The organism is Paeniglutamicibacter terrestris (assembly GCF_012271785.1).
Taxonomy (GTDB): Bacteria; Actinomycetota; Actinomycetes; order Actinomycetales; family Micrococcaceae; genus Paeniglutamicibacter; species Paeniglutamicibacter terrestris.
Genome location: NZ_JAAWVT010000015.1, coordinates 13177 through 34509 on the forward strand (window position 1 = coordinate 13177; position 21333 = coordinate 34509).

22 protein-coding genes are annotated in these 21333 nt (G+C 61.3%); 13 read left to right on the top strand and 9 right to left on the bottom strand.

From position 1 onward, the window contains the following. Positions 1 to 76: 76 nt before the first annotated feature. Positions 77 to 1492, bottom strand: coding sequence for a D-alanyl-D-alanine carboxypeptidase/D-alanyl-D-alanine endopeptidase (dacB, locus tag HED64_RS18835; RefSeq protein ID WP_168153489.1), 1416 nt, complete (start codon positions 1490 to 1492; stop codon positions 77 to 79). Positions 1493 to 1625: 133 nt separating this feature from the next. Here dacB and HED64_RS18840 point away from each other — a divergent pair, with 133 nt between their 5' ends. After that, positions 1626 to 2111 carry an inorganic diphosphatase gene (locus HED64_RS18840; protein ID WP_132360915.1) on the top strand — a complete coding sequence of 162 codons (486 nt, stop codon included), beginning with the start codon at positions 1626 to 1628 and terminating at the stop codon, positions 2109 to 2111. Between the two features lie 115 nt (positions 2112 to 2226). On the opposite strand, the gene yczR is transcribed toward HED64_RS18840, so the two are convergent. After that, positions 2227 to 3639, bottom strand: a complete 1413-nt coding sequence (gene yczR, locus HED64_RS18845; protein ID WP_168153490.1) for a MocR-like transcription factor YczR — start codon at positions 3637 to 3639, stop codon at positions 2227 to 2229. 60 nt (positions 3640 to 3699) lie between these two features. Here yczR and yczE point away from each other — a divergent pair, with 60 nt between their 5' ends. The 3 genes from yczE (at position 3700) to HED64_RS18860 (ending at position 5629) form a co-directional block, all read left to right on the top strand. Next, complete coding sequence (yczE, locus tag HED64_RS18850) at positions 3700 to 4425, top strand: membrane protein YczE (protein WP_210149999.1); 726 nt, start codon at positions 3700 to 3702, stop codon at positions 4423 to 4425. A gap of 49 nt (positions 4426 to 4474) precedes the next feature. Then, positions 4475 to 5089, top strand: a complete 615-nt coding sequence (locus tag HED64_RS18855; protein ID WP_168153491.1) for a hypothetical protein — start codon at positions 4475 to 4477, stop codon at positions 5087 to 5089. 123 nt (positions 5090 to 5212) lie between these two features. Next, positions 5213 to 5629 (top strand): DUF1761 domain-containing protein, encoded by a 417-nt coding sequence (locus HED64_RS18860; RefSeq protein ID WP_132360909.1) that lies wholly within the window; start codon positions 5213 to 5215, stop codon positions 5627 to 5629. A gap of 26 nt (positions 5630 to 5655) precedes the next feature. On the opposite strand, the gene HED64_RS18865 is transcribed toward HED64_RS18860, so the two are convergent. Continuing rightward, on the bottom strand, positions 5656 to 6087 hold the full coding sequence (locus tag HED64_RS18865; protein ID WP_168153492.1) for a hypothetical protein: 432 nt from the start codon (positions 6085 to 6087) through the stop codon (positions 5656 to 5658). Between the two features lie 268 nt (positions 6088 to 6355). Here HED64_RS18865 and HED64_RS18870 point away from each other — a divergent pair, with 268 nt between their 5' ends. Continuing rightward, positions 6356 to 7294 (top strand): RDD family protein, encoded by a 939-nt coding sequence (locus HED64_RS18870; RefSeq protein WP_168153493.1) that lies wholly within the window; start codon positions 6356 to 6358, stop codon positions 7292 to 7294. 64 nt (positions 7295 to 7358) lie between these two features. On the opposite strand, the gene HED64_RS18875 is transcribed toward HED64_RS18870, so the two are convergent. Both HED64_RS18875 and serS read right to left on the bottom strand, forming a co-directional pair. Next, on the bottom strand, positions 7359 to 8210 hold the full coding sequence (locus HED64_RS18875; RefSeq protein WP_168153494.1) for an HAD family hydrolase: 852 nt from the start codon (positions 8208 to 8210) through the stop codon (positions 7359 to 7361). A 177-nt stretch (positions 8211 to 8387) separates the two neighbouring features. After that, positions 8388 to 9674: a serine--tRNA ligase gene (gene serS / locus HED64_RS18880; RefSeq protein ID WP_168153495.1), complete on the bottom strand. Its 1287-nt coding sequence runs from the start codon at positions 9672 to 9674 to the stop codon at positions 8388 to 8390. Between the two features lie 38 nt (positions 9675 to 9712). Between serS and HED64_RS18885 the strand changes: the two genes are divergently transcribed. Then, a complete protein-coding gene (locus HED64_RS18885) occupies positions 9713 to 10756 on the top strand; it encodes a diacylglycerol/lipid kinase family protein (RefSeq protein WP_168153496.1) in 1044 nt (347 codons plus the stop codon). Positions 10757 to 10799: 43 nt separating this feature from the next. On the opposite strand, the gene pheA is transcribed toward HED64_RS18885, so the two are convergent. Together pheA and HED64_RS18895 are read right to left on the bottom strand one after the other, a co-directional pair. Further along, a complete protein-coding gene (gene pheA, locus HED64_RS18890; protein WP_168153497.1) occupies positions 10800 to 11729 on the bottom strand; it encodes a prephenate dehydratase in 930 nt (309 codons plus the stop codon). Beyond that, positions 11726 to 12052, bottom strand: coding sequence for a rhodanese-like domain-containing protein (locus tag HED64_RS18895; protein WP_132360895.1), 327 nt, complete (start codon positions 12050 to 12052; stop codon positions 11726 to 11728). Before HED64_RS18895 ends, pheA begins: the two co-directional genes overlap by 4 nt. Before the next feature lie 261 nt (positions 12053 to 12313). Here HED64_RS18895 and HED64_RS18900 point away from each other — a divergent pair, with 261 nt between their 5' ends. Both HED64_RS18900 and HED64_RS18905 read left to right on the top strand, forming a co-directional pair. After that, the gene (locus tag HED64_RS18900) at positions 12314 to 13696 is read left to right on the top strand and encodes an amidase (protein ID WP_168153498.1); all 1383 of its coding nucleotides are present in this window, start codon (positions 12314 to 12316) and stop codon (positions 13694 to 13696) included. Positions 13697 to 13748: 52 nt separating this feature from the next. Further along, positions 13749 to 15206, top strand: coding sequence for a peptide MFS transporter (locus HED64_RS18905; RefSeq protein ID WP_168153499.1), 1458 nt, complete (start codon positions 13749 to 13751; stop codon positions 15204 to 15206). Positions 15207 to 15378: 172 nt separating this feature from the next. On the opposite strand, the gene HED64_RS18910 is transcribed toward HED64_RS18905, so the two are convergent. Continuing rightward, positions 15379 to 15999: a TetR/AcrR family transcriptional regulator gene (locus tag HED64_RS18910; RefSeq protein WP_168153500.1), complete on the bottom strand. Its 621-nt coding sequence runs from the start codon at positions 15997 to 15999 to the stop codon at positions 15379 to 15381. Between the two features lie 102 nt (positions 16000 to 16101). On the opposite strand from HED64_RS18910, the gene HED64_RS18915 reads away from it, so the two are divergent. After that, on the top strand, positions 16102 to 16893 hold the full coding sequence (locus HED64_RS18915) for an SDR family NAD(P)-dependent oxidoreductase (protein ID WP_168153501.1): 792 nt from the start codon (positions 16102 to 16104) through the stop codon (positions 16891 to 16893). Positions 16894 to 17016: 123 nt separating this feature from the next. Beyond that, positions 17017 to 17277 carry a hypothetical protein gene (locus HED64_RS18920; protein ID WP_483428613.1) on the top strand — a complete coding sequence of 87 codons (261 nt, stop codon included), beginning with the start codon at positions 17017 to 17019 and terminating at the stop codon, positions 17275 to 17277. Between the two features lie 108 nt (positions 17278 to 17385). Here HED64_RS18920 and HED64_RS18925 read toward each other — a convergent pair whose 3' ends face one another. Then, the gene (locus HED64_RS18925; RefSeq protein ID WP_168153502.1) at positions 17386 to 17901 is read right to left on the bottom strand and encodes a DUF4190 domain-containing protein; all 516 of its coding nucleotides are present in this window, start codon (positions 17899 to 17901) and stop codon (positions 17386 to 17388) included. Between the two features lie 328 nt (positions 17902 to 18229). On the opposite strand from HED64_RS18925, the gene HED64_RS18930 reads away from it, so the two are divergent. From HED64_RS18930 to pgm, 3 genes are all read left to right on the top strand, one after another. Next, positions 18230 to 19291 (top strand): M4 family metallopeptidase, encoded by a 1062-nt coding sequence (locus tag HED64_RS18930; protein WP_245326102.1) that lies wholly within the window; start codon positions 18230 to 18232, stop codon positions 19289 to 19291. Continuing rightward, complete coding sequence (locus HED64_RS18935; protein WP_168153504.1) at positions 19284 to 19592, top strand: protealysin inhibitor emfourin; 309 nt, start codon at positions 19284 to 19286, stop codon at positions 19590 to 19592. The genes HED64_RS18930 and HED64_RS18935 overlap by 8 nt, the downstream gene beginning before the upstream one ends. Positions 19593 to 19677: 85 nt before the next feature. Further along, complete coding sequence (gene pgm, locus HED64_RS18940) at positions 19678 to 21315, top strand: phosphoglucomutase (alpha-D-glucose-1,6-bisphosphate-dependent) (protein WP_168153505.1); 1638 nt, start codon at positions 19678 to 19680, stop codon at positions 21313 to 21315. Positions 21316 to 21333 lie beyond the last annotated feature (18 nt).

Below are 21333 nucleotides of genomic sequence, written 5' to 3' on the forward strand. Positions count from 1 at the left end.
TCCCATCACGGTTTACGCCCGCAAACCGGGATTGCGCGTTGGGCAAAACCTTGGAATTTGATGTGTGCGCCTTGGCTTAGCTGCAACCGCACTGAGTGAGCGCCAGAGCTGCGGCATCAAGAACGCCCTTGTGCGGCGCAATGGCCCGATCTGAGGTGTGGACCAGGAAGGAGAACGCCACTAAGCGTCCGTCCTGGGTCACGCTCAGTCCGGTGAGGCTGGAAACTTCCATCAGCGATCCCGTTTTAGCGCGCAACACTCCGCGCGTCTCCGGTGTTCCCAGGCGCGAGGTCAGGGTCCCGGTTGCACCGGCAATCGGCAGCCAATAACTGATATTACGCAGCGAGACGTGCTCCGAGCTCGCGGCGTAGGCCAGTGCCGAGGCCAGCGTCAGCGGGGACACCAAATCGGCGGCAGCTAACCCGGAGGTATCGAGCAAAACGAGCCCGGTGGTGTTGATGCCCAACTCCCCTACGACCCGTGCCACTGCCGCAGCACCGTGGGCGTAGTCCCCTGGCTCCTTGGCGGCCACGGCCACCAAGCGGCCCATGGTCTCTGCCACGTAGTTATCCGAAACTTCCAGCATGAATTGCAGCTGTTCGCTCAAAGGTGCAGATTTCACCGAGGCCAGCTCGGTGCCCTCGGTTCCGGATTCGGTCCGCGTGACGGTGGCGGAAAGCGTGGGGCCGTTGGCCGCCTTCAATGCACTGCCCAGTGCCGAAGCAAAGGTTTTGGCGGCATACATCCCGGGGTCCCCCACCCGAGCGGTCTTCGCTCCGGCGTCGGCCCTGGCTCCGTACATCGCCAGCGGAGAAATGGGGGCAATGTCGTGGGATGCCAGCAGTGAAACGTCCCAGGCGGGGTTCATTGCTTCACCGCTAAAGAGCGATTCGTCGAGCTGAATCGTGATCGAGTCCCCGACCTGGCCGCTGCTTTGGGCCGCAGCCAGGGCGGTGGCGGTGTGCTTGGCGAGGGTGCCAAGCCCGGCGCGGCCGCTGACGGATGCGGAATTTTCTCCCGCTCCCAGCAGCACGTCACCTCCGCCCACCAACACCACGGTTGTGGGGTCTTTGAGCACCGTCTTGGTACTGAATCGAGTGTTTTCACCCATCGCGTGGGTGGCGGCAACCGCGGTGAGAACCTTCAGGCTGGAGGCGGGGGTGCCCGGGGTGGCTCCGGATCGTGAATACACTTCCTCACCGGTGGCCACATCAATAACGCTGGCGGTGATGGTGGCACCAGTGGCGGAAGCGAAGATCGGATCAAGCGTTTGCGCCAGCACTGTGGTCTCCGGTGCCCCGTGAGCCGGATCGAGGGCCGGCAGCGCCGTAGCGCTGGCGGCAGCCAATACTGCCGGAGCCGCAGGTGCCACTGCTTCGGGCTTTTTCTCCGGTGAGAACACGGGAATCAGGAAGAAGGTGAGCAGCCCCAGCAGGATTCCGGCCACTACTGCCAGAATTCCTGCACGCCAAAATGGGTGCGTTATTTTCATGCTGCATCCTTCGAAATCGTCGTAGTCCCGCCGCGCCATATACCCTTAAGCGCAGCACCCCTAAGACTAGACGGCAATCAGACGCGCCCGCGTCCGCACATGCCGCTGGTCACGAGAGTCGAGGAGACTTTTCATGAGCCACGACGTCACCATCGAGATCCCTGCCGGATCGCGTGTGAAGTACGAGATCGATCACGAGACGCACCGTCTGCGTCTGGACCGCGTGCTGTTCACCTCCATGCAGTACCCGACCCATTACGGTTTCTTTGATGACACCCTGGGCGAAGACGGCGATCCGTTGGACGCCTTGGTCTTCATTCCGGGCGTTGACCTGTTCCCGGGCGTTGTCGTCGAGTCCCGCCCGATCGCCGTGTTCAACATGACTGACGACGGTGGCGGAGACGCCAAGCTCGTCTGCGTACCTGCGGATAAGCGCTTTGACCACATTCAGGAATTCGAGGACCTTGACGGATGGCTCATCAAGGAAATCGAGCACTTCTTCCTGCGCTACAAGGATCTGGAGCCGGGCAAGTGGGTTAAGGCCGAGGGCTGGGAAGGCCGCGCGGCCGCCGAGGCCGAGCTGGAGCGCTCGATCGAGCGGTTCAAGACTCAGGGCTAGGTTGAACTCCGGCTTGGCCGGATCTGAAGGCAACGGGGTAAGATCCTTCGCAGCGATGCGAGAGATCTTGCCCCGTTCTTTTTAACTCATTTGAGGCTCATTTTTCGATTAGCTCTCAGGCCACGGTCTTCCAGGCGGATACCAATAGCGGCACGGCTCTTTCCAATTGCGGGGTATCTAGGGCGTAGGGCACCCGCACCCAGTGTTCTAAACCGTGATCATTTACCGCGAAGGTGGACCCCGGGCTCAGGATCAGACCGCTTTTCTTGGCCTGTGCCACCAAGGCCATGGATCGTGGGGCCGGCAAATTACACCAGAGTGACATGCCTCCACCGGGCTTTTGAATGCGCCACTCGGGTATCTGTGCGCCCAACGCGGCATGGATCCAATCGCGATTTTTGCGCAGCCCGGCGCGCGTGGGTGAGTCCAATCCCGCTCGTTCGGTCATCAAAAGGTTCAGCACCAATTGCTCCAGCACCGGTGCGCCCAAGTCGACGGTGGAGCGCACCTGGTTGATGGCCCCAATAAGTTCCCGTGGCGCCCTGATCCAGCCCAGCCGCAATCCTCCCCAATAGGTTTTGCTAGCACTGCCCACGGTAATTAGGCTCGGGGCAAACGTGGCCATCGGCAGAACGTCGGGTCGATCATCAAGCCACAAGTCGGCATTGGTTTCATCGATGATCCCGCGGACGTCATGGGTCACCAGCGCCCGGGCCCAGCGTTCACGCCCCGCGTTATCCAGCAAGGTCCCAGTCGGATTGTGAAAGTCGGGCAGGCACAACATGGCGCTGATGCCGCCGCGTGCCAGCGCTGCCTCGATGCCCGGGATATCGCTGCCCTCGGGGCCGATCGGCAGGGCCGTCATGCGGGCTCCGTGTTGGCGCAGCGATGTCACCGAGTTGGGGTAGCTGGGGCTTTCGGCCAGCACTCGAGCACCGCGAGCGAGCACCGCGCGGGCCGCGGTGGCCACCGCCGACAGTGCGCCTGCGGTGACGATGATCTGGTCCGGGGTCGTCGGAAGGTTTCGTCGTGTGTACTCATGCGCGATGGTTTCGCGGAGCACGGGCAAACCCATCGGGTAGTAACCCATCCCGCCGATATAGCCGGGTAGTTGGTCTAGGGCGCGTTCGTAGTAGCTGGCCAGACCCACCGGGGCGGTGGGTGCTCCACAGGTGAGGTCGATGCCACCGCTCGGAAGTGTTTCCTGGATACCCACGGCCAGTGGCTCGGAGCCACCTCCGATGTCTCCGCCGGGAATCCGGATCCTGGTGCCAGATCCCTGCTTGGCTTCGGCGAAGCCGCGTTCTCGTAACTCCTGATAGGCCCGGGTGACGGTGGTGCGACTCATGCCCAGTTCGCTCACCAGTTCGCGCTCGCTGGGCAGCATGGTTCCGTGCAGTACTCGTCCGTTGGACACGAGCTGCCGGATTCCCTCGGCCAGCCAGCTATAGGCGGGTTGTTCGCCCACCCTGGTTCCCAGCATGTTGCGCAGGCTGCGTGCGGGCAGATGACGTGTGATGACTGACATAAGTCCAGTGTGCGGCAATTGGCTCTTTTTTTGAAGGCCATTTACGGTAATGATTGATTCATGACAAAGCTCCGCTCCGCCGAACTGGCTCGTTTGACCCCCCTGGCACAATTACGGGCCGGCCGCCTGCCCTACCGCATCATCCAGCTTTTTGTGGGGCTTTCACTCTTCGGAGCGGCCATGGCGGGATTTGTTCGTTCGGGACTTGGTCTGGCTCCGTGGGACGTGCTGCACTACGGCGTCACCCTGCACACCGGACTCAGCTTGGGCACCGTCGTGATCATCTTCGGCTTCTTGGTCCTGCTGCTTTGGATTCCGCTGCGGCAAATGCCCGGTCTGGGCACCATCGCCAACGTCATCTGGATCGGTGTGTCCGCCGATGTCGCGCTGGCCTTTATTCCCGAGGTTCACGGTCTCCCCGCGCAGTTGGCGCTCTTTGGCGGCTCACTGTTGGTCAATGGCCTCGGCGGTGGGCTCTACATTGGCAGCCAGCTGGGCCCGGGTCCGCGTGATGGACTGATGACCGGGTTACATGCGCGCACCGGAATCAGTCTGCGCTTGGCGCGCACCGGCGTTGAGGTCATCGTGTTGGTGATCGGCTGGTTCTTGGGCGGCATTGTCGGATTTGGAACCATCATCTACGCCTTGGCCATCGGCCCGCTCACCCAACTTTTTCTGCGCTTTTGCATCATCGATCTCGGCGTCCAGCCACGTCTTGCGGAAACAATCACCGGCTCCGAGGCACGGTCCACAGCCGCCTTGGTGCCTCCAGAGACACTTGGCTAGTTCGGCGTTTATCCAGACGAACACGGCATTGCGCTGCATAATGGGGATTGTGTATGTCCTAACCCTTAAGCAACGCGATCGACGCGTCGACGGTGACCTTGTTGATGAAATGCTCGCCTCGCTCGAGTCAATTCCCGCACTGACGCCCTTCCAGCGCTCCGGGCCCAGCATGGTTGTTGGGGTCCCGGAACGCGCCGAGGACGCGGTGGACGTAGTCCTGAGGGCGCTGCGCAGCCATCATTGGTGTGTTGGTCTTGGTGTCGGCAGCCTTTACGAACCGGTCCCCCAAACGGCCAAGTACCTCCAGGGAACGGCGCTTGGTTACGCCCACACCGCCCTGGAGCGCTCGGAACACACCGGGGATCGGATTCCGTTAAGCGTTATTGGTGCGCATCCCGACCTAGCCTCCGAGGCCGAGGCAGTTCTGCGTCTCTTGGGACAACTTGTCAGCACCCGTAGTACTGCGGAGTGGGCGGTGCTGGACCTGCTGACTCCCGGGGTCAGAGGTCAGCAGAAAGTCGTTGCGGCCGAACTTGGCATCAGCGCCCAGGCGGTATCCAAGGCCGTGGTTCGTTCGGCGTGGGTGGAGGAATGGGCCGCCCGCCCGGCCGCCGCCCGGTTATTGCGTATCATCGCGTCTCCAGAGCTTTCTTTCGGCCCCTAGGTAGACCATTGGGAATAGCCCAGCCCCTAGTCATCAGCGGGTTGCGCACGTAGGATCGGCATTACCGAGTTAGCCTGGCTGGCTCGGTTTTCATTCCTCGCTCGATGGCCTAAGGAGCAAACGATGGTTCCGGAAATCAATTGGATCGCTGTGGTTGTTGCCACGATTTCGACCATGGTGGTGGGTAGCATTTGGTACACACCCAAGGTGTTCGGCAACTACTGGATGCGACTAGCGAAGGTGACACCCGGCGAAGGCAAAAGTGCCGTCATCCCGATTGTGGTGACGCTGATCGTTAGCTTTGTCAGTGCTTGGGTGCTGGCCGGGGCAACGTACTTGTCGTTCGCCTTCTACGGCGGATCATTCCTGAGTAATGCGCTGCTGACCGCATTGATCCTGTGGGGCGGATTCACCGCCGCGCGTTTCATCACACACGATGCCTTTGAGGGTCGACCCATCGGGCTGACGATACTGAATTGCGTCCATGAATTGGTGACCTTCATGGTCATGGGACTGATCATCGGGCTATTTGCGGTCTAATACCCAACGTTTCGTGCCTCCGAGGACTATGGGGCAGGCGTCTGGGAGGGAATCGGAACTTGCTCAAATTCCAGCCACCCGATGGTGTATTTTCCACCGCGTTCAAACACATCAAAACGGATGCCCTCGGGATGGCTAGGGGTGCTGAGAGTTAATTCCGACCAGTTACCGAGCTCGGAATCGGCCACCGGCTCCACGGTGAAGCCCTCGGCCACATCGAGGGCTTGCAGTTGCTTCGCGAGCCTATTGAATTGCGCGCCGACGGTGTCGGTGCCGCCCGTGGTGGTAACCCTGCATACCTCAATTTGGTCCCGCTCAAGAGTGGAGCTGACCAAATGACTCATGGCGCTTTGAACGGTGGACTCACCGGTATTGCAGATGACATCCGGTGAGGAGCACCCTGTGAGAAAAGCCCCAGCACTGAGCATGGACAGGGCAAGGACTCCGGCGCGTTTCATGGGTTTAAGCATAGTCAATCATGATGCTCTCTTCCCGCTACGTTGTTTCGGTTGAGGTTCAACCTTGGCACAGGAGCCATTCCCCTCCAGCCGCCGAGAAGCTGGGGCTTCTCAGCTATAATCGCGATGCTATGAGTATCGAATTGATAAAATGCTGATGGATTCCACCCCGAGCCCCGCGACATCCACCCCTCTAAGACAGCCCGTCGATCGACGAGTCGTTCCTTGGCGCTTCCCTACCGGGGAGTGGGCGTTCTTGGCAAGCGACTTGCGTGCATTCTACGCCGCGGCCATTGACGCGCTCATCGTCCTGGCAGCGGGTGCGGTGCAGTACGCCGTCGTCGTGAACTCGGTTTTTGGCACCCCGACCCAGGCTGTCGCAAGCGCCATCCTGGTCGCCGTCGCAACCGCTTGGGTCTACGGCTTCATCTGCTTTTCAGGACACACCATCGGCACCCTGTTGTGCGGCACCCGCATCGTGAAGCTGCGCGACGGGTCGGCACCGGGGATGCTGCGCGGGGGCTGGGTCATGTTTGTGCGCACCGTTATTTGGGTGGTGTGCCCAATCGGCCCGCCGCTGGCGGCCCCGAACACCAACGGCAAGAACGTCCCCCAGTGCCGGCGCTTCCACATCAGCATCCTCAGGAAGCATCAGCACGAGGCGTTGCTCGATGACTCGGCTGGCCTAGAGGCCACCCACGGGCGCGAGAACGATGCCCACAAATACGTAGCCCCGCAATCCACCCGCCCAAAGGTGTCCATGGATTCACGCTTCGAGCTGGTCCCGTCGCAATTCCTGGACGGCAGTTGGGGCGTACAACCACAGGTGTGGAGGATCGTATTGGCCTGGGCCGTGGACCTGCTGCTGGTGTTCGGCTTTGCGCTGGCCTGCTCCCCGCCCGGCGGGGCCACCGCAGTGATCATCTTCGCACCAGCCTTCACGCTGCTCTACGGCATGTTCTGCTTCACCGGGAACACGATCGGCACCCTGGTAGTTGGGACCCAGATCGTACGCCTAAAAAACGGCGCGGCCCCAGGTTTTTGGCGTGGTATCTGGGTCATGTTCTTCCGGATCATGCTCGCTTGGACCGCTCCAGTGCTGTTCGTTGCCGGGCTCTTTGACGGCACCACGGGCGAACGTGACATGGCCCGGGCGTTCCATGTCAGTATCGACAAACGACGCACCGCTGCCCTTCGCTCGGCTTAAGCAAAAGCTCGCCACGGCAGGCTGCCATGGCGAGCGTTAACTCGGCGATATGGGCGGCGAAGCCTTAGGCTACTGCGCGCTCCAGAATGCCATCAAGGACCGTTGCCAGTCCGTCGTCATCCACGCCGCCCGTGATCTCATCGGCAACTGCCTTGACCTCATCGGGCGCCTGCCCCATGGCCACGCCACGGTGCGCCCACCCCAGCATCTCGATGTCATTGCGGCCATCACCCACGGCGATGGTCTGCTCGATGTCGAAGCCGCGACGAGCACGTAGCACCTCTAGGCCGCTGGCCTTGGTGACGCCTTCGGCGGCGATGTCCAACCAGGCTGTCCAACCCACCGAGTAGGTGACGCCGGAGAGCCCCATGGATCCGACCGCAGCACCGAAGTCTTCGGCGGTGGCGTCGGTGGAGAAAACCACCAGTCGAACCGCGGTGGCCTCGAGCATTTCATCCAGCGTCACAGGAACCGCGACAACGCCAAAGCTGGCGTCTTGGAAACGTTCGGTGGAAAGGAACTCTCCCCGATCGTTTTCCAGTGCGTATTTGGCCGTCGGCAGCGCCTTGATCAGTGCCCGCAGGGCGGGCGCCGGGTTAAAAGTCTTCCGCTCGATGACTTCGTAGCCATCCTCGAGTGTTGTGTCGATGCGTGCGGTGACCCCGCCATTGCAGCAGACGGCGTAGCCGCTTTCGATGCCAAGCATCTGGATCACTGGGAGCGTCGCGCCGAGCGAACGCCCGGTGGAGATCACTACCTCGTGTCCGGATTCCACGATGGCTCGTGCCGAATCCTTGACGGTTTGGCTCATTTGCCCGTCGTGGTTGACCAAGGTGCCGTCAACATCAAGGCAAATCATGTACGTTTCGGTTGCTTCTGACCGGTCTTCGATGCCGGCTCTTGTCATAACTGTCATTTAACCAGTGAAGCACCTAAATCGAATTTATGTCATGAGCCAAAGCACAATCCGTCGTGAACGCTTCATGAATGTCTTTCAAAAAACACTCTTCAGCCACAATCTTTAGCGATCTTAAACGCTGCTGGCGAGGGAAAACATTCCCTCGCCAGCAGCGTTTATCGTCGTCGATGCGACCTAGAGGACCTGCATGACTTCCATGCCGCCCAAGTACGGTCGCAGCGCCACCGGAACGTTGACCGAACCATCGGGGTTCTGGTGGTGCTCCAAGATCGCCACAATCCAGCGGGTAGTGGCTAGGGTTCCGTTCAGTGTTGCCACCGAGCGAGTCTTGCCCGGCTTGCCATCTGCACCGATCTCACGTTCCCGGATGTTCAGGCGACGAGCCTGGAACGTGGTGCAGTTCGAGGTCGAAGTCAGCTCACGGTAATCACCCTGAGTCGGAACCCACGCTTCGCAGTCAAACTTTCGCGCCGCGCTCATGCCGAGGTCGCCCGCTGCAGTGTCGATGACGCGGTAAGGCAATTCCACCTTGGCCAGCATCTCTTCTTCCCAGGCCAGCAACTTGGCGTGCTGTTCCTCGGATTCCTCCGGGGAGCAGTAAACAAACATTTCCAGCTTGTTGAACTGGTGCACGCGAATGATGCCGCGGGTGTCCTTACCGGCAGAACCTGCCTCACGGCGGTAGCAGGAGGACCAGCCGGCATAACGTGTCGGGCCCTGCGAAAGATCAAGAATCTCATCGGCGTGGTATCCGGCCAGCGCAACTTCGGAGGTGCCGACCAAGTAGAGGTTGTCGCGCTCGAGCTTGTAGATCTCGTCATCATGAGCGACGTCGAATCCGGTGCCCTGCATGGTCTCGGGACGCACCAGGGTCGGAGTGATCATCGGGATGAAGTCGTTTTGTACGGCCTGATCCAAAGCCATGTTCATCAGGGCGATTTCCAAGCGCGCGCCAATGCCCTTGAGGAAGTAGAAGCGGGACCCGGAGACCTTCGCGCCGCGTTCCATGTCGATCGCGCCAAGCAACTCACCGAGCTCAAGGTGGTCGCGGGGTTCGAAGCCTTCTGCAGCGAAGTCACGCGGGGTGCCCACGTGTTTAACAACCGTGAAGTCGTCCTCACCACCGGAGGGAACCCCGTCAAGAATCAGGTTGGGAATGGAGCGCTGCAGGGCCGTGAAGGCAGCTGCGGCTTCATCCGAGGCAGCCGAGGCAGCCTTGACGTTGAGGGAGAGTTCCTTGACCTCGGCGAGCAGGGCCTGCTTTTCTTCACCCTTGGCCTTACCCACCTTTTTGCTGAACACATTCTGTTCGGCCCGAAGAGCCTCAAAGGATGCAATCGACTCACGGCGTACCGTGTCGGCCGCCAAAATTGCATCAATCAAGGACTCATCCGCCCCGCGAGCACGCTGCGAAGCACGGAAGGAATCTGGATTTTCACTGAGTAGTTTTACGTCGATCACGCCCTAAGCCTAGCAATGCCCGATAGTCTGTGGAGACTATGAAACGGAATCGAATAATTGCCCTGATCAGTGCGGGTGCTGCCGGAACCGCTGCGACCTTCAGTTGGCTCTCCGTGCGCCGTCTTGTTGACCGCAATCGACCCGCTTCGATCGCGCCCGTGGTTGGCGTTACCACCTCTGCCCGAAAAGTTGCCCTTGTGCTAAATCCTTCCAAGTCAGGTACGGATGAGGCGATTGCCGCGGTGAAGCATGTCTGCGCCGAAGCGGGGTTGGCCGAACCTCTAGTCTTTGAGACCGAAGTTGATGATCCGGGTCAGGGCGCTGCCCGTAAGGCTCTTGACGCAGGATGCGACGTGGTCATTGCCGCTGGCGGCGATGGAACGGTGCGGGCGGTGGCCGAGATCCTGCGCGACACCGAAGCTTCGCTCGGACTCATTCCCTTGGGCACCGGCAACCTGTTGGCGCGCAATGTGGATGTTCCGCTCGACGACATGGCAACCGCCGCTTTCGGCGCAATCCGCGGACCCGCACGCACCATCGACACCGGCTCGATCACCTTGGACCACGTTGATGGTCACACCAGTGAGCATGCGTTCTTGGTCATTGCCGGCATGGGCACCGATGCGGACATCATGGATGACACCAATGAGGACCTCAAGGCGCGCGTTGGCTGGCTGGCGTATTCCGAGGCTGGCGTTCGGCATATGCCGGGCAAGCGCAAGAAGATTTCCATTTCCTTGGACGGCGGTGCCGAGCAAACTCGTAGTGTGCGCTCGGTGTTGTTCGCCAATTGTGGCAAATTGCAGGGTCTGGATTTGGTTCCCGACGCCAAGATCGACGACGGCGTCTTGGACGTGGTCGTGCTCAGCCCGCGAAGCGCTGCCGGGTGGGGTTGGATCTTCCTTAAGACCGCTTTCCGGTCTCGCGGGGCTATTCCTGTGATGGGTTTCTACCCCAGTGCATCGCTGGCTGTTCGCTGCCATGAACCCATGAATACCCAGATCGACGGTGACGCCACGGGTTTGGTCAACGGACTTAAGGTCTCGGTGAAACCTGCATCATTGAAGATCCGGCTGGGATAAGGCGCACCAACGTTATCGGTGTGCCCCATCCCGCAGTGAGCATCTAGTGTTCTAGATGCTCTTTAAGGCCGGTGACCCACGCGTGCGCCGCGGAGAAGGCCGAATCGGAATTGTGCGCATCCACGCTGGAAGAGAGGCCTTCGGCGGCCGGATATGACCCGAGGAATCGTAGGTCGGGGCACACTCGGTGCAGTCCGGCCAGAGCGTCGGCGACACGTTCCTGGGCCAGATGTCCGTCAACGTCCACGGAGAAGAAGTACTTGCCCAGTCCGGCTCCTGTTGGACGGGACTCAATGCGGCTGAGGTTCACCCCACGCACGGCGAATTGTTCCAAGATCTCCATCAGTGCGCCGGGGCGGTCTTCGGCCAGCGGCAGGATGACGGTGCTCTTGTCTACGCCGGTTGGCGCAGGGATCGCTCCGGGCCGGGAGACCAAGACAAATCGAGTGACTGCTCCCTCATGGTCTTCGATGCCTTCGCGCAGGATTTTCAGGCCGCGCTCCTCCGCCACCAACGGTGAACAAATCGCCGCGTCGTGGTTCGTTTCGGAGTCCAGCAGCGCCAATGCGCCGGCCGCGGTAGACGATGCCGGGATAAATTCCGCATCCGGAATATTCGCTTCGGCCCAGCCGCGGCACTGCGCCCAGGCGTGTCCGTGGGTGGAGATGGATCGAATCTGCTCCAACGAATCTATCTCCTGACGCACCGCCAAAACAAAGGTGATGGAGACCAATGCCTCGGCCCTGATTTGCAGGGCCTCACCGGTGGCGATGGCGTCGAGTGTTGCCGAAACCCCGCCCTCCACCGAATTTTCGATGGGCACCATCGCAGCGTCCGCCTTGCCGGTGCGAACCAATTCAAGGGCGGCATTAACGTTGGCGGCGGGTACCCGCTGCGCGTCTCGAGCTCCGGGGACCTGCAATAGGGCCGCCTCGGTGAAGGTGCCAGCGGGACCCAAATAGGTATAGATCATCGGACGTTGGGCTCCTGCCCGTTTTCACTGGCCAACGCCAACCCGGCTTCCAACCAGGCTCCGGAGCCACCGGCGATGTTCAGAGCCGTATAGCCCTGGCCAACCAGCCATGCTGCAGCCTGGGCCGATCGCCCACCGGTACGACAGATGATGTAGGTGTCCACGTCGGGATCAAGCTCGTCGATGCGCAGTGGCAACTCGGCCAGCGGGATATGGATGGCTCCCACAGCGTGCCCTTCGACCCACTCGTAGTCCTCACGAACGTCCAGGATCAGCGCCCCGGCAGGCACCTGCTCCACCGAAACCGTCTCAAAATCACTCATGGTTCTCCTTTGATCACCGGTTGTTCTTACTTTGTCCCCAGCCTATATCGCGGGGGTGGGCGGCCATGTCTTTGGTGAAGCCGATATGTCACCCCTGGCAGGGGTTGCAGCGCCGATGCTGCGGAGCCCGGAAAACGCGGACCTCTCCGTGCGAATCCGTACTAGTCTCGAAGGTGGCTAGGTGCTCCGTAACGACAAGTGAAAGTGCACCGTGTTGATGGCTGCGCATGACCTGCCCTCCCGATGTCCAAGGAGTCAAAGATGTCCCAAATATCCGCGCTGACGGCGCTTGAGCTGCGTGATGCCCTACATCGCGCAGAAATCAGTGCTCGTGAAGCGTCCGAGCACTATTTGGCTCGGATCCAGGAGCTTAATCCCGGACTCGGATCGTTTGTCACGATCACAGCGGAGCGAGCCTTGGACGCCGCGACGCGCGCCGATGAGCACTTAGCCGCGGGAGGGCCCCTGGGGATGCTCCATGGCATGCCGCTGGCCTATAAGGATCTGCTGGATGTGGCGGGCGTGGTCACCGGTTACGGAACCGCCGCCCTAGAACCCGCCATCGCACCGCGGGATTCGCCGTTGGTGGCCACTTTGACGAGGGCCGGGGCCATTTCTCTGGGCAAAACCCAAGTCCCGGAGTTTGGACTCAGCTCTCACTCGGAAAATGATGTCTCACCACCGGCACGCAACCCGTTGAACCGGGCGCTTTCTGCCGGCGGCTCCAGCGGCGGTGAGGCCGCCGCGGTGGCCGCGGGGATGCTTCCCTTCGGACCGGGGAACGACGGTGGTGGATCGGTACGCATCCCGGCCTCGGCTTGTGGCTTGATTGGGTTGAAGCCAACCCTGGGCACGATTCCCAGCGACGTGTTGGACGGAAGAGTTGATAGCTTTGGCGCGCCCCGACTCACCGTTTCTGGCCCGCTGGCCCGCACCGCACGCGATGCGGCGTTGCTGTTGGACGCCATGATCGACCCGAGCCGCGAAACCACCCTTGAGGCACTTTCCGGCGGGGCAATCGAGTCGCTGCGTGGATTGCGCATCGGCATCAGCACGCTCAGCCCCTTCGCTTCTCTCTACGAGATTCGTTTAGCCCCCGAAGCTCACGCCGCGTTAGCGGCGGGCATCAAGGCCCTGGGAGCCCGCGGTCACTACCTCGAGGAAGCGGAGATCTTCTACGACACCGCATACCCCGAAATCTTCTCCACGGTTTGGACCAGCGGACTGGCCGCCGCCCCCATTCCGGCCGGCCGCGAAGAAAAACTGGGGACACTAGCGCGGTCCTTCAGGGAGCGTGCCAGGGCACGGGAACGCAACACCTCTCTTGCCGCAGCACTTCGCCTCCGCGAGATCGCCGCGGATATGCGTACTCAGTGGGGACACTATGACGTAGTGCTGACCCCGGCCATGGCCCACACACCCCCGGAAATCGGTTTTTATACCGGGCAGGATGCCGACACCGACTACATGCGCCAGTGTCAGTACACGCCCTTTACCTCGATGGTTAATGTCTCCGGCTTGCCAGCCATCACGGTGCCCACCTTCACCACCGCCGAAGGGCTGTCGATGGGTGTGCAAATGATTGGCCGAGCGGGTTCGGAATTGCAGCTCTTGGCCCTCGCCGCACAAATATCCGAAATGTGAGATTGATCTACAAAGTGGGCATGGCGTGCGTCACGAGCGAAAAATTGATTTCATGTCTATATCCACCTCGCTGAAGGATCAGTCCTCGACCGGTTTCTTTGGCCACCCAAAAACGCTTTCGAATCTGTTCAGCATCGAGATGTGGGAACGATTCTCCTTCTACGGGATGCAAGCAATCCTGGCGTACTACATGTACTTCTCGGTCGCCGAAGGTGGTCTGGGGCTCCCCAAGGACCTGGCACTCTCCCTCGTTGGCGCCTACGGCGGCGCCGTTTACTTGAGCACCATCCTTGGTGCCTGGGTGGCGGACCGGCTATTGGGTTCCGAGAAGGTGCTGCTTTGCGCTGCCATCATGATCATGGCCGGACACGTCGCCCTAGCAGTGCTTCCGGGCGCCGCAGGACTCGCCGTGGGCCTGATTCTGGTTGCCGTGGGCTCGGGCGGACTCAAGGCCAACGCCACCGCCCTAGTCGGTTCGCTCTATGCCAAGGATGACCCGCGCCGCGACGCTGGCTTCTCAATCTTCTACATGGGCGTGAACATCGGTGGCCTCATTGGCCCGCTGCTCACCGGTTTCCTGCAACTACGCTGGGGTTTCCACATCGGCTTCGGTGCCGCAGCGGTAGGAATGCTCATTGGCCTGGCGATTTACATCAGCGGTCGCAAAAACCTGCCCAATTCGGTTCAGGTTGTCAGCAATCCCCTGCCGGTGAAGGAACGCAAGGCGTACCTGATTGGTGCCGTGGCCTTCATCGTTGTTGTCATCGCCGCCTTCTCTTTGAAGATCGTGACCCCCGAGTCGCTGGCCCGCACCATCGCCTACGTGGTGATCGTGGCCTCGGTCATCTACTTCACCCTGATGCTGCGCTCCAAGCGAGTCACTGCGGTAGAACGCAAGCATGTGCTGGCCTTCATCCCGCTCTACATCGCTTCTACGGCATTCTGGGCGCTGTTCCAGCAGCAGTTCACCTTCATCGCCGTGTACTCGGAGGAACGCCTGGACCGTTCACTGTTCGGCTGGGAAATGCCGGCCTCCTGGGTTCAGTCCATCAACCCGGTCTTCATCATCGTCTTGGCCGGCGTCTTCGCGGCACTGTGGACCAAACTAGGCAAGCGCCAGCCGGGCACCCTGGTGAAGTTCTCCGTGGCCCTGCTGGTAGTTGGTGTGGCTTTCTTGGTCTTCATTCCGTTGGACTCCTTGGAAAAGACCCCGCTGTTGGCTCTGGTCGGCATCCTGCTGCTGTGCACCGTGGCAGAGCTGCTGCTGAGCCCCATTGGTCAATCGGTGACCACCAAGTTGGCTCCGGCCGCCTTTGGCACCCAGATGATTGCGCTCTTCTTCCTCTCGGTGTCCCTGGGCACCACGCTGGCCGGCATTCTGGCCGGTTTCTACACCGAGGGCAATGAGATCACTTACTTCCTGGCTCTGGGCGGCACGGCAATAGTGCTGGGCATCGCCCTGCTGCTGGCTTCCCCCGCTCTCAAGAAGCTGATGGGCGAGGTTCGCTAAGACCGCTCACAAACTGGCGGCCACCGGATCCGGATTTTTTCCCGGTCTGGTGGCCGCCAGTTTTTAATGATCCGTGTGACTTTCGAACCTGGGCACTTCCTTTCCTGCCCGTGGCCCAAGACCGTCGTGAGCTTGCACAACTCCGAGCTCAAGGATTAGCGCTGACTCCTGCTCAGCTGGCCGACGCACCTTCTGTGCCAGGTAAGCCCGCGGCCATTCCCGCCCACAGAAGGTCGGTTGTTGCTTGAACCAAAGCATCGGTGGAGGTTCCATCAAGGAAGTTGCCCGAGGCCAGTACGGCAGCCCCATGGAGGCTGACAAAACATACCTGCGCCAGCGTCTCGCGCTCACCTGGTGCCACGACGCCGGCGTCTTGGGCTTCGGTTATGAGAGCCCTCGTTATTTTCATGCCATCTTCGCCAATGGAGCGCAGTTCGGCGCTGGCATCGGGATGGTGTTTGGTGGAGTACATGACCGCCAGCAGTACCGGTCGAGTGACGGCAAAGTTCACATAGGCACGAGCGATCTCGACAAAACGTGCGCGATGGTCCCCGGAAGCACGGGCCGCCTCAGTGATTCGGGCATTCATGGCGAGGAAGCCGCGAAGGGCGAGGGCATCAAGAAGTGCCTGCTTGTCACGAAAATGTTTGCCCGGCGCTGCATGGCTCACGCCCGCGTCCCGTGCGAGTTGCCGCAGTGAAAGTCCTTCGACTCCTGCTTCTTCAATAAATTCCGCCGCACGGTCCAGTAATACTTCGCGGAGCTTTCCGTGGTGGTAAGGCTGATCGATCATATGACTAGCATAGCTGTGATGTAGCCATTGACAACTATGGTGCCACTGCCTACTATGTTGCCATCGCCTACTTCGGGTATTCATTCAACGAACGGATCTACCATGACCAAGACCATGACGTACACCCAGACCACGGCGCTGATCACCGGAGCGAGCTCCGGGCTGGGCGCGGAGTTTGCCACTCGATTTGCAGCACGCGGAGCCAACCTTGTTCTAGTTGCGCGCAGAATCGATCGACTTGAGGACCTCGCGAGGGAGTTGCGTACGGCTCATGGAATTTCGGTCACGACGCTGTCAAAGGATTTGAGCCATCCGGGAGCCGGTGCAGAACTCCGCGATGAACTCGCGGGCAGGGGCATCAGCATCGATACATTGATCAACAACGCGGGTTTCGCCACGAGCGGCCCGCTGGTTGAGGAGGATCCCGCGGTGATCGCCTCGGAGATCGCACTGAATGTGGCGACCTTGGTCGACATCACGCGGGCTTTTCTTCCGGAAATGCTCGCCTCGGGACAGGGCGCACTGATCAACGTGGCCAGCACCGCGGGATTCCAGCCAGTACCGGGGATGGCAGTCTACGGAGCAACAAAGGCCTTTGTCCTGAGCTTCACGGAAGCTCTGGCTTATGAGACGAAGGCCGCCGACCTTCGCGTGCTAGCACTCTGCCCGGGAGCAACCCGCACCGAATTCTTTGACGTTCTCGGCAGCGAGGACGCGGCGGTCGGTCGACTGCAGAGCGCCAGCGCCGTCATCACTACCGCACTGCGTGCCCTCGATCGCCGAAAGACACCCGTCAGCGTCGTTTCAGGAGTGGGGAATCGAGTACTTGCCGCAGCGGCTCAGCGCCTCCCCCGGCCCATCTCACTTGCCATGGCCGGAAGCGCCGTTAAGTAAACGTGCGCCGGGCGAGGCGGGGCTCGCCCATCCGCGGATGTCAGCGGGTTACGACATACCAGCGGAGGCAAGGATGGGCACAAAGATCAATAGCAAAAGCACAAACCCGAAGACGAGTGCACCGTGGCAGAGCTGTTGCTGAGCCCCATTGGTCAATCGGTGACCACCAAGTTGGCTCCGGCCGCCTTTGGGACGCAGATGATTGCGCTCTTCTCCCTCTCGGTGTCCCTGGGCACCACGCTGGCCGGCATTCTGGCCGGTTTCTACACCGAGGGCAATGAGATCACCTACTTCTTGGCCCTGGGCGGCACGGCAATCGTGTTGGGCATCGCCCTGCTGCTGGCGTCTCCCGCGTTGAAGAAGCTGATGGGCGAGCTCCGCTAGGACCCTGCAACAAACCGAACATACAACGGCGCTCGTCCACGGAATTGGATTCCGCAGGCGAGCGCCGTTTTGCCTGGTCACCCCGGGGCGGGCCCGTGATGCGCCTGATCAGTAGGATCCGACGGTGGCGAAGAAGCCCCAGACCAGCAGGCCCGCGATCAGCACGACGACCAGCAACCCGAGGTAGCCGGTGACCAGCCCGCCAATCGCGACACCGCGCATGTGCGGCTCACGCTTCAGCGCCAGGTGCCCGCAGATGATCGCCACGATCTCTGGGACCACCAGCAACCCTGCGGTGAAGACGCCAATGATTCCTGCCACGACGGAAACGATGGCCAGCACGCCCGAGGGCTGCCGCTCTTGCAGCGGGTAACCGGGTTGCTGATAACGGCGCGGATCACCAGCGTGGTTCCGCTCCCCCGCTCCACCCCCGTTGCCCGGAGCTGCCATCGGGTAACCGGAGCCGTGCGGAGCACCACCGATTGGCGGTGCATCCAGTGGCATCTCCAGATACGGGTTGCGCGCTGGCGCCACGTGCGGGTTCTGCGACCAGCGCGGGTCCTTCGGATTGTTAAACGACGGGTCCGCTGTGGACTCACCGGCACCGTCTTCGTCCTGGGCCATGATTTCCTTCCGGCGAGGGGGTCAGCGCCGCTCGAGGTTCTGATCCGCGGCGCGATATCGGACTTCCCAGCTTAGCGGCGACTGGTGGCCGAGGGTCGTCCCGCCACCTGCGGGCTTCGACGCGGCACCACCCGAAGCTCGGCTGAGCCTCCGATCCGAGCCACAGCGGGCGCACATTGACTACTCAGGAATCGGTGGGAGAGTTGCGTCTATGGACAAGGAAACCCAACCTCCAGCCGCAAGTTCCCACCCTAGGCACCATGCGGTGCCACCGTATCTTTTGGCCGCGATGGCCGCCTGCGATGGGGCTTGGGAGGCGCCGGAATCAATGCGCGAGATTATCTCGTCACAGCCCACCTTGGACAAGGCTGATGGCCCGGTCTCCGTGACCCGTACGCGCATCGCTACCCGGGCACGCCAGACCATGCTGCTAGATCAGGCCCTGCTGCACGAACGCAGCACAGCCCACCAGAAACTCACCTGGCTTATTGAGCCCACCGGACGGCTGAACCGGATCATTTCCGATGCTCAGGGCGTGGAGATCACCCCCGGGACCTTGATCCGTTCCGAAGGCCAAAAACCCAGTGCGGACATCGACGTCAACCGGGCCTATGACGGGCTGGGGCACGTCTACGGATTCCTCGCGGATTTGTTCAAACGCAACTCATTGGACGGCTCCGGACTGGTGCTGCGTGGCACGGTGCACTACGGCGAGCACTATGACAACGCGTTCTGGGACGGCACACAAATGGTGATGGGCGACGGAGACGGAGAGATCTTCAACTCCTTCACCTCTTCGCTCTCGGTGATCGCCCACGAACTGGGCCACGGCCTGCTGCAATACACCACGAATCTTCAATATCAGGGCCAGTCCGGGGCACTGAACGAATCCATCGCCGACGTCTTTGGCGCGCTGGTGGAGCAATTTGTGGCCGGAGACGATGCCGCGCACGCCAGCTGGCTGATCGGCAAGGGCCTGTTCACCAAGGCGGTCACCGGGGTAGCACTGCGCTCCATGATCGAACCCGGAACGGCCTACAACGATTCGATTCTGGGCAAGGATCCGCAGCCGGCCACCATGGCCGAGTATGTGAAGACTACCGAGGATAACGGCGGAGTTCATCTGAACTCCGGCATTCCCAACCGAGCGTTTGCGCTTTTTGCCAAGGCACTGGGTGGAAACGCTTGGGAAACCGCCGGTTCCCTGTGGTTCAACGTTATTGCTACCCGCACGCTGCCGGAAAACGCAGACTTCGCTACCTTCGCCGAGCAAACCCTGCTGCAGGCACGGCGTGATCATGGGGCAGGTTCGGCGGTCGAAAGCGCACTGAAGCAGGCCTGGGACACGGTCGGTGTGGTGCCACGCCTGAAGGAGAACGACGATGAGTGAGTCACTGCGCATCCGTGTGGTGCGCTCCGGAGGTGTGGCCGGCATATCTCGGCGTGGGATCCTCGAATTACCCGCGCAGGAGCCCTCGGGTCAACAGGATCCGGATTGGTTCACAATGGCTCACCAGGCGCTGAATCAACTGCGATCCATTCAGGAACCGGCGACAGCACCAGCGGTCCGTGATGCCTTCACCTGGTCCCTGAATATCGACGGTGAGGACCACGTGGTGCCCGATCAGCTCCTAGTCGGCCCCGCTCGAACTCTGGCCGAACACGTGATTACGCTCCGCGGGTCACGCTGATAAGTCGGCGTCGATGCCAACGGGAGCACGACGTCATCTGCCTGATCACCCGCGTCAAAGACAAAAAGAATGAGAAACTGGCTCCATGGCCCATCCTCGCGCCGGGACACCGGCATTGCCCCAAGACCTCATCAACCTCTCAGAAGTACGCGATGCGTACTTTGAGATCCACCCGGATCCCTCGAATCCCGACCAGCGCGTAGCCTTCGGCACCTCGGGACACCGCGGCACCTCACTTAATGGCTCATTCAATGAGGACCACATTGCGGCCATCACCCAAGCCATCGTGGAATACCGCCGCGGTGCCGGGATCACCGGTCCGCTTTTTGTCGGTAAGGACACCCACGCACTCTCGGACCCGGCACAAGATACCGTGCTGGAGGTTCTGGCGGGCAACGACGTTCTTATCCTGACCGACGCTCGCACCGGATTCACCCCCACCCCTGCGCTGAGCCATGCGATCCTGAAGCACAACGCCAATAAATCCGCACCACGCGCCGATGGCATCATCATCACTCCCTCGCACAACCCACCGGCCGATGGCGGACTGAAGTACAACCCTCCGCATGGCGGTCCGGCCGATACCGACGCCACCTCATGGATCGCGAACCGCGCCAATGAGCTGTTGGAGGCCAAGCTGGCCGGGGTTAAGCGCATCTCGCTCAGCGCCGCGCGTCTGGGTGGCAAGATCGGCGCCTTCGACTTCATGGACTCCTACGTTAACGACCTGCCCTCGGTCCTGGATCTGGACGCCATCCGCTCCTCGGGGCTGCGCATTGGCGCCGATCCGATGGGCGGGGCCGCGGTGGACTATTGGGGCGCGATAGCCGAGACTCACAAACTGGATTTGACCGTGGTGAATCCGGGGGTGGATCCACGCTTTGCGTTCATGTCCCTGGATACCGACGGCAAGATCCGGATGGATTGCTCCTCGGCCAATGCGATGGCCTCGCTGATCGCCGCCCGCGCCTCCTTTGATATCTCCACGGGCAACGATGCGGACGCCGACCGGCACGGCATCGTTACCCCCGATGCCGGGCTGATGAACCCGAATCATTTCCTGGCCGTAGCGATCGAGTACTTGTACACGCACCGCACCGGCTGGTCGCCCGATGCCAGCATCGGCAAGACACTGGTCTCCTCCTCGATGATCGATCGGGTCGCCACCTCCTTGGGCCGCACCCTGGTGGAGGTCCCGGTGGGCTTCAAATGGTTTGTTCCGGGATTGCTTGATGGCACCGGGGCCTTCGGTGGCGAGGAATCCGCCGGCGCGTCCTTCCTGCGCCATGACGGTGGCACCTGGACCACCGATAAGGATGGCATTTTGCTGGCCCTGCTGGCCAGCGAGATCACCGCGGTCACCGGTTCTAGCCCGTCGGTGCACTATGGCTCATTGGTGGCGCAACATGGCGCCCCGAGTTATGCGCGGATTGACGCCGAGGCCAACCGCGAACAAAAGGCGCGCCTGGGCAACCTCGCCGCCACCGATGTGTCGGCGCGGATGTTGGCCGGCGAAGAGATCACCGCACGGCTCACCGAGGCTCCGGGAAATGGGGCGAAGATCGGCGGTTTGAAGGTCACGACCGAGAACGCCTGGTTCGCCGCACGCCCCTCGGGCACGGAGGACAAGTACAAGATCTACGCCGAATCGTTCCTGGGCGATGAGCATTTGGCACGGGTTCAGGCCGAGGCAAAAACGATCGTTGATTCGGTGCTCGGCTAGTCACGCGGTGGCTTTCCC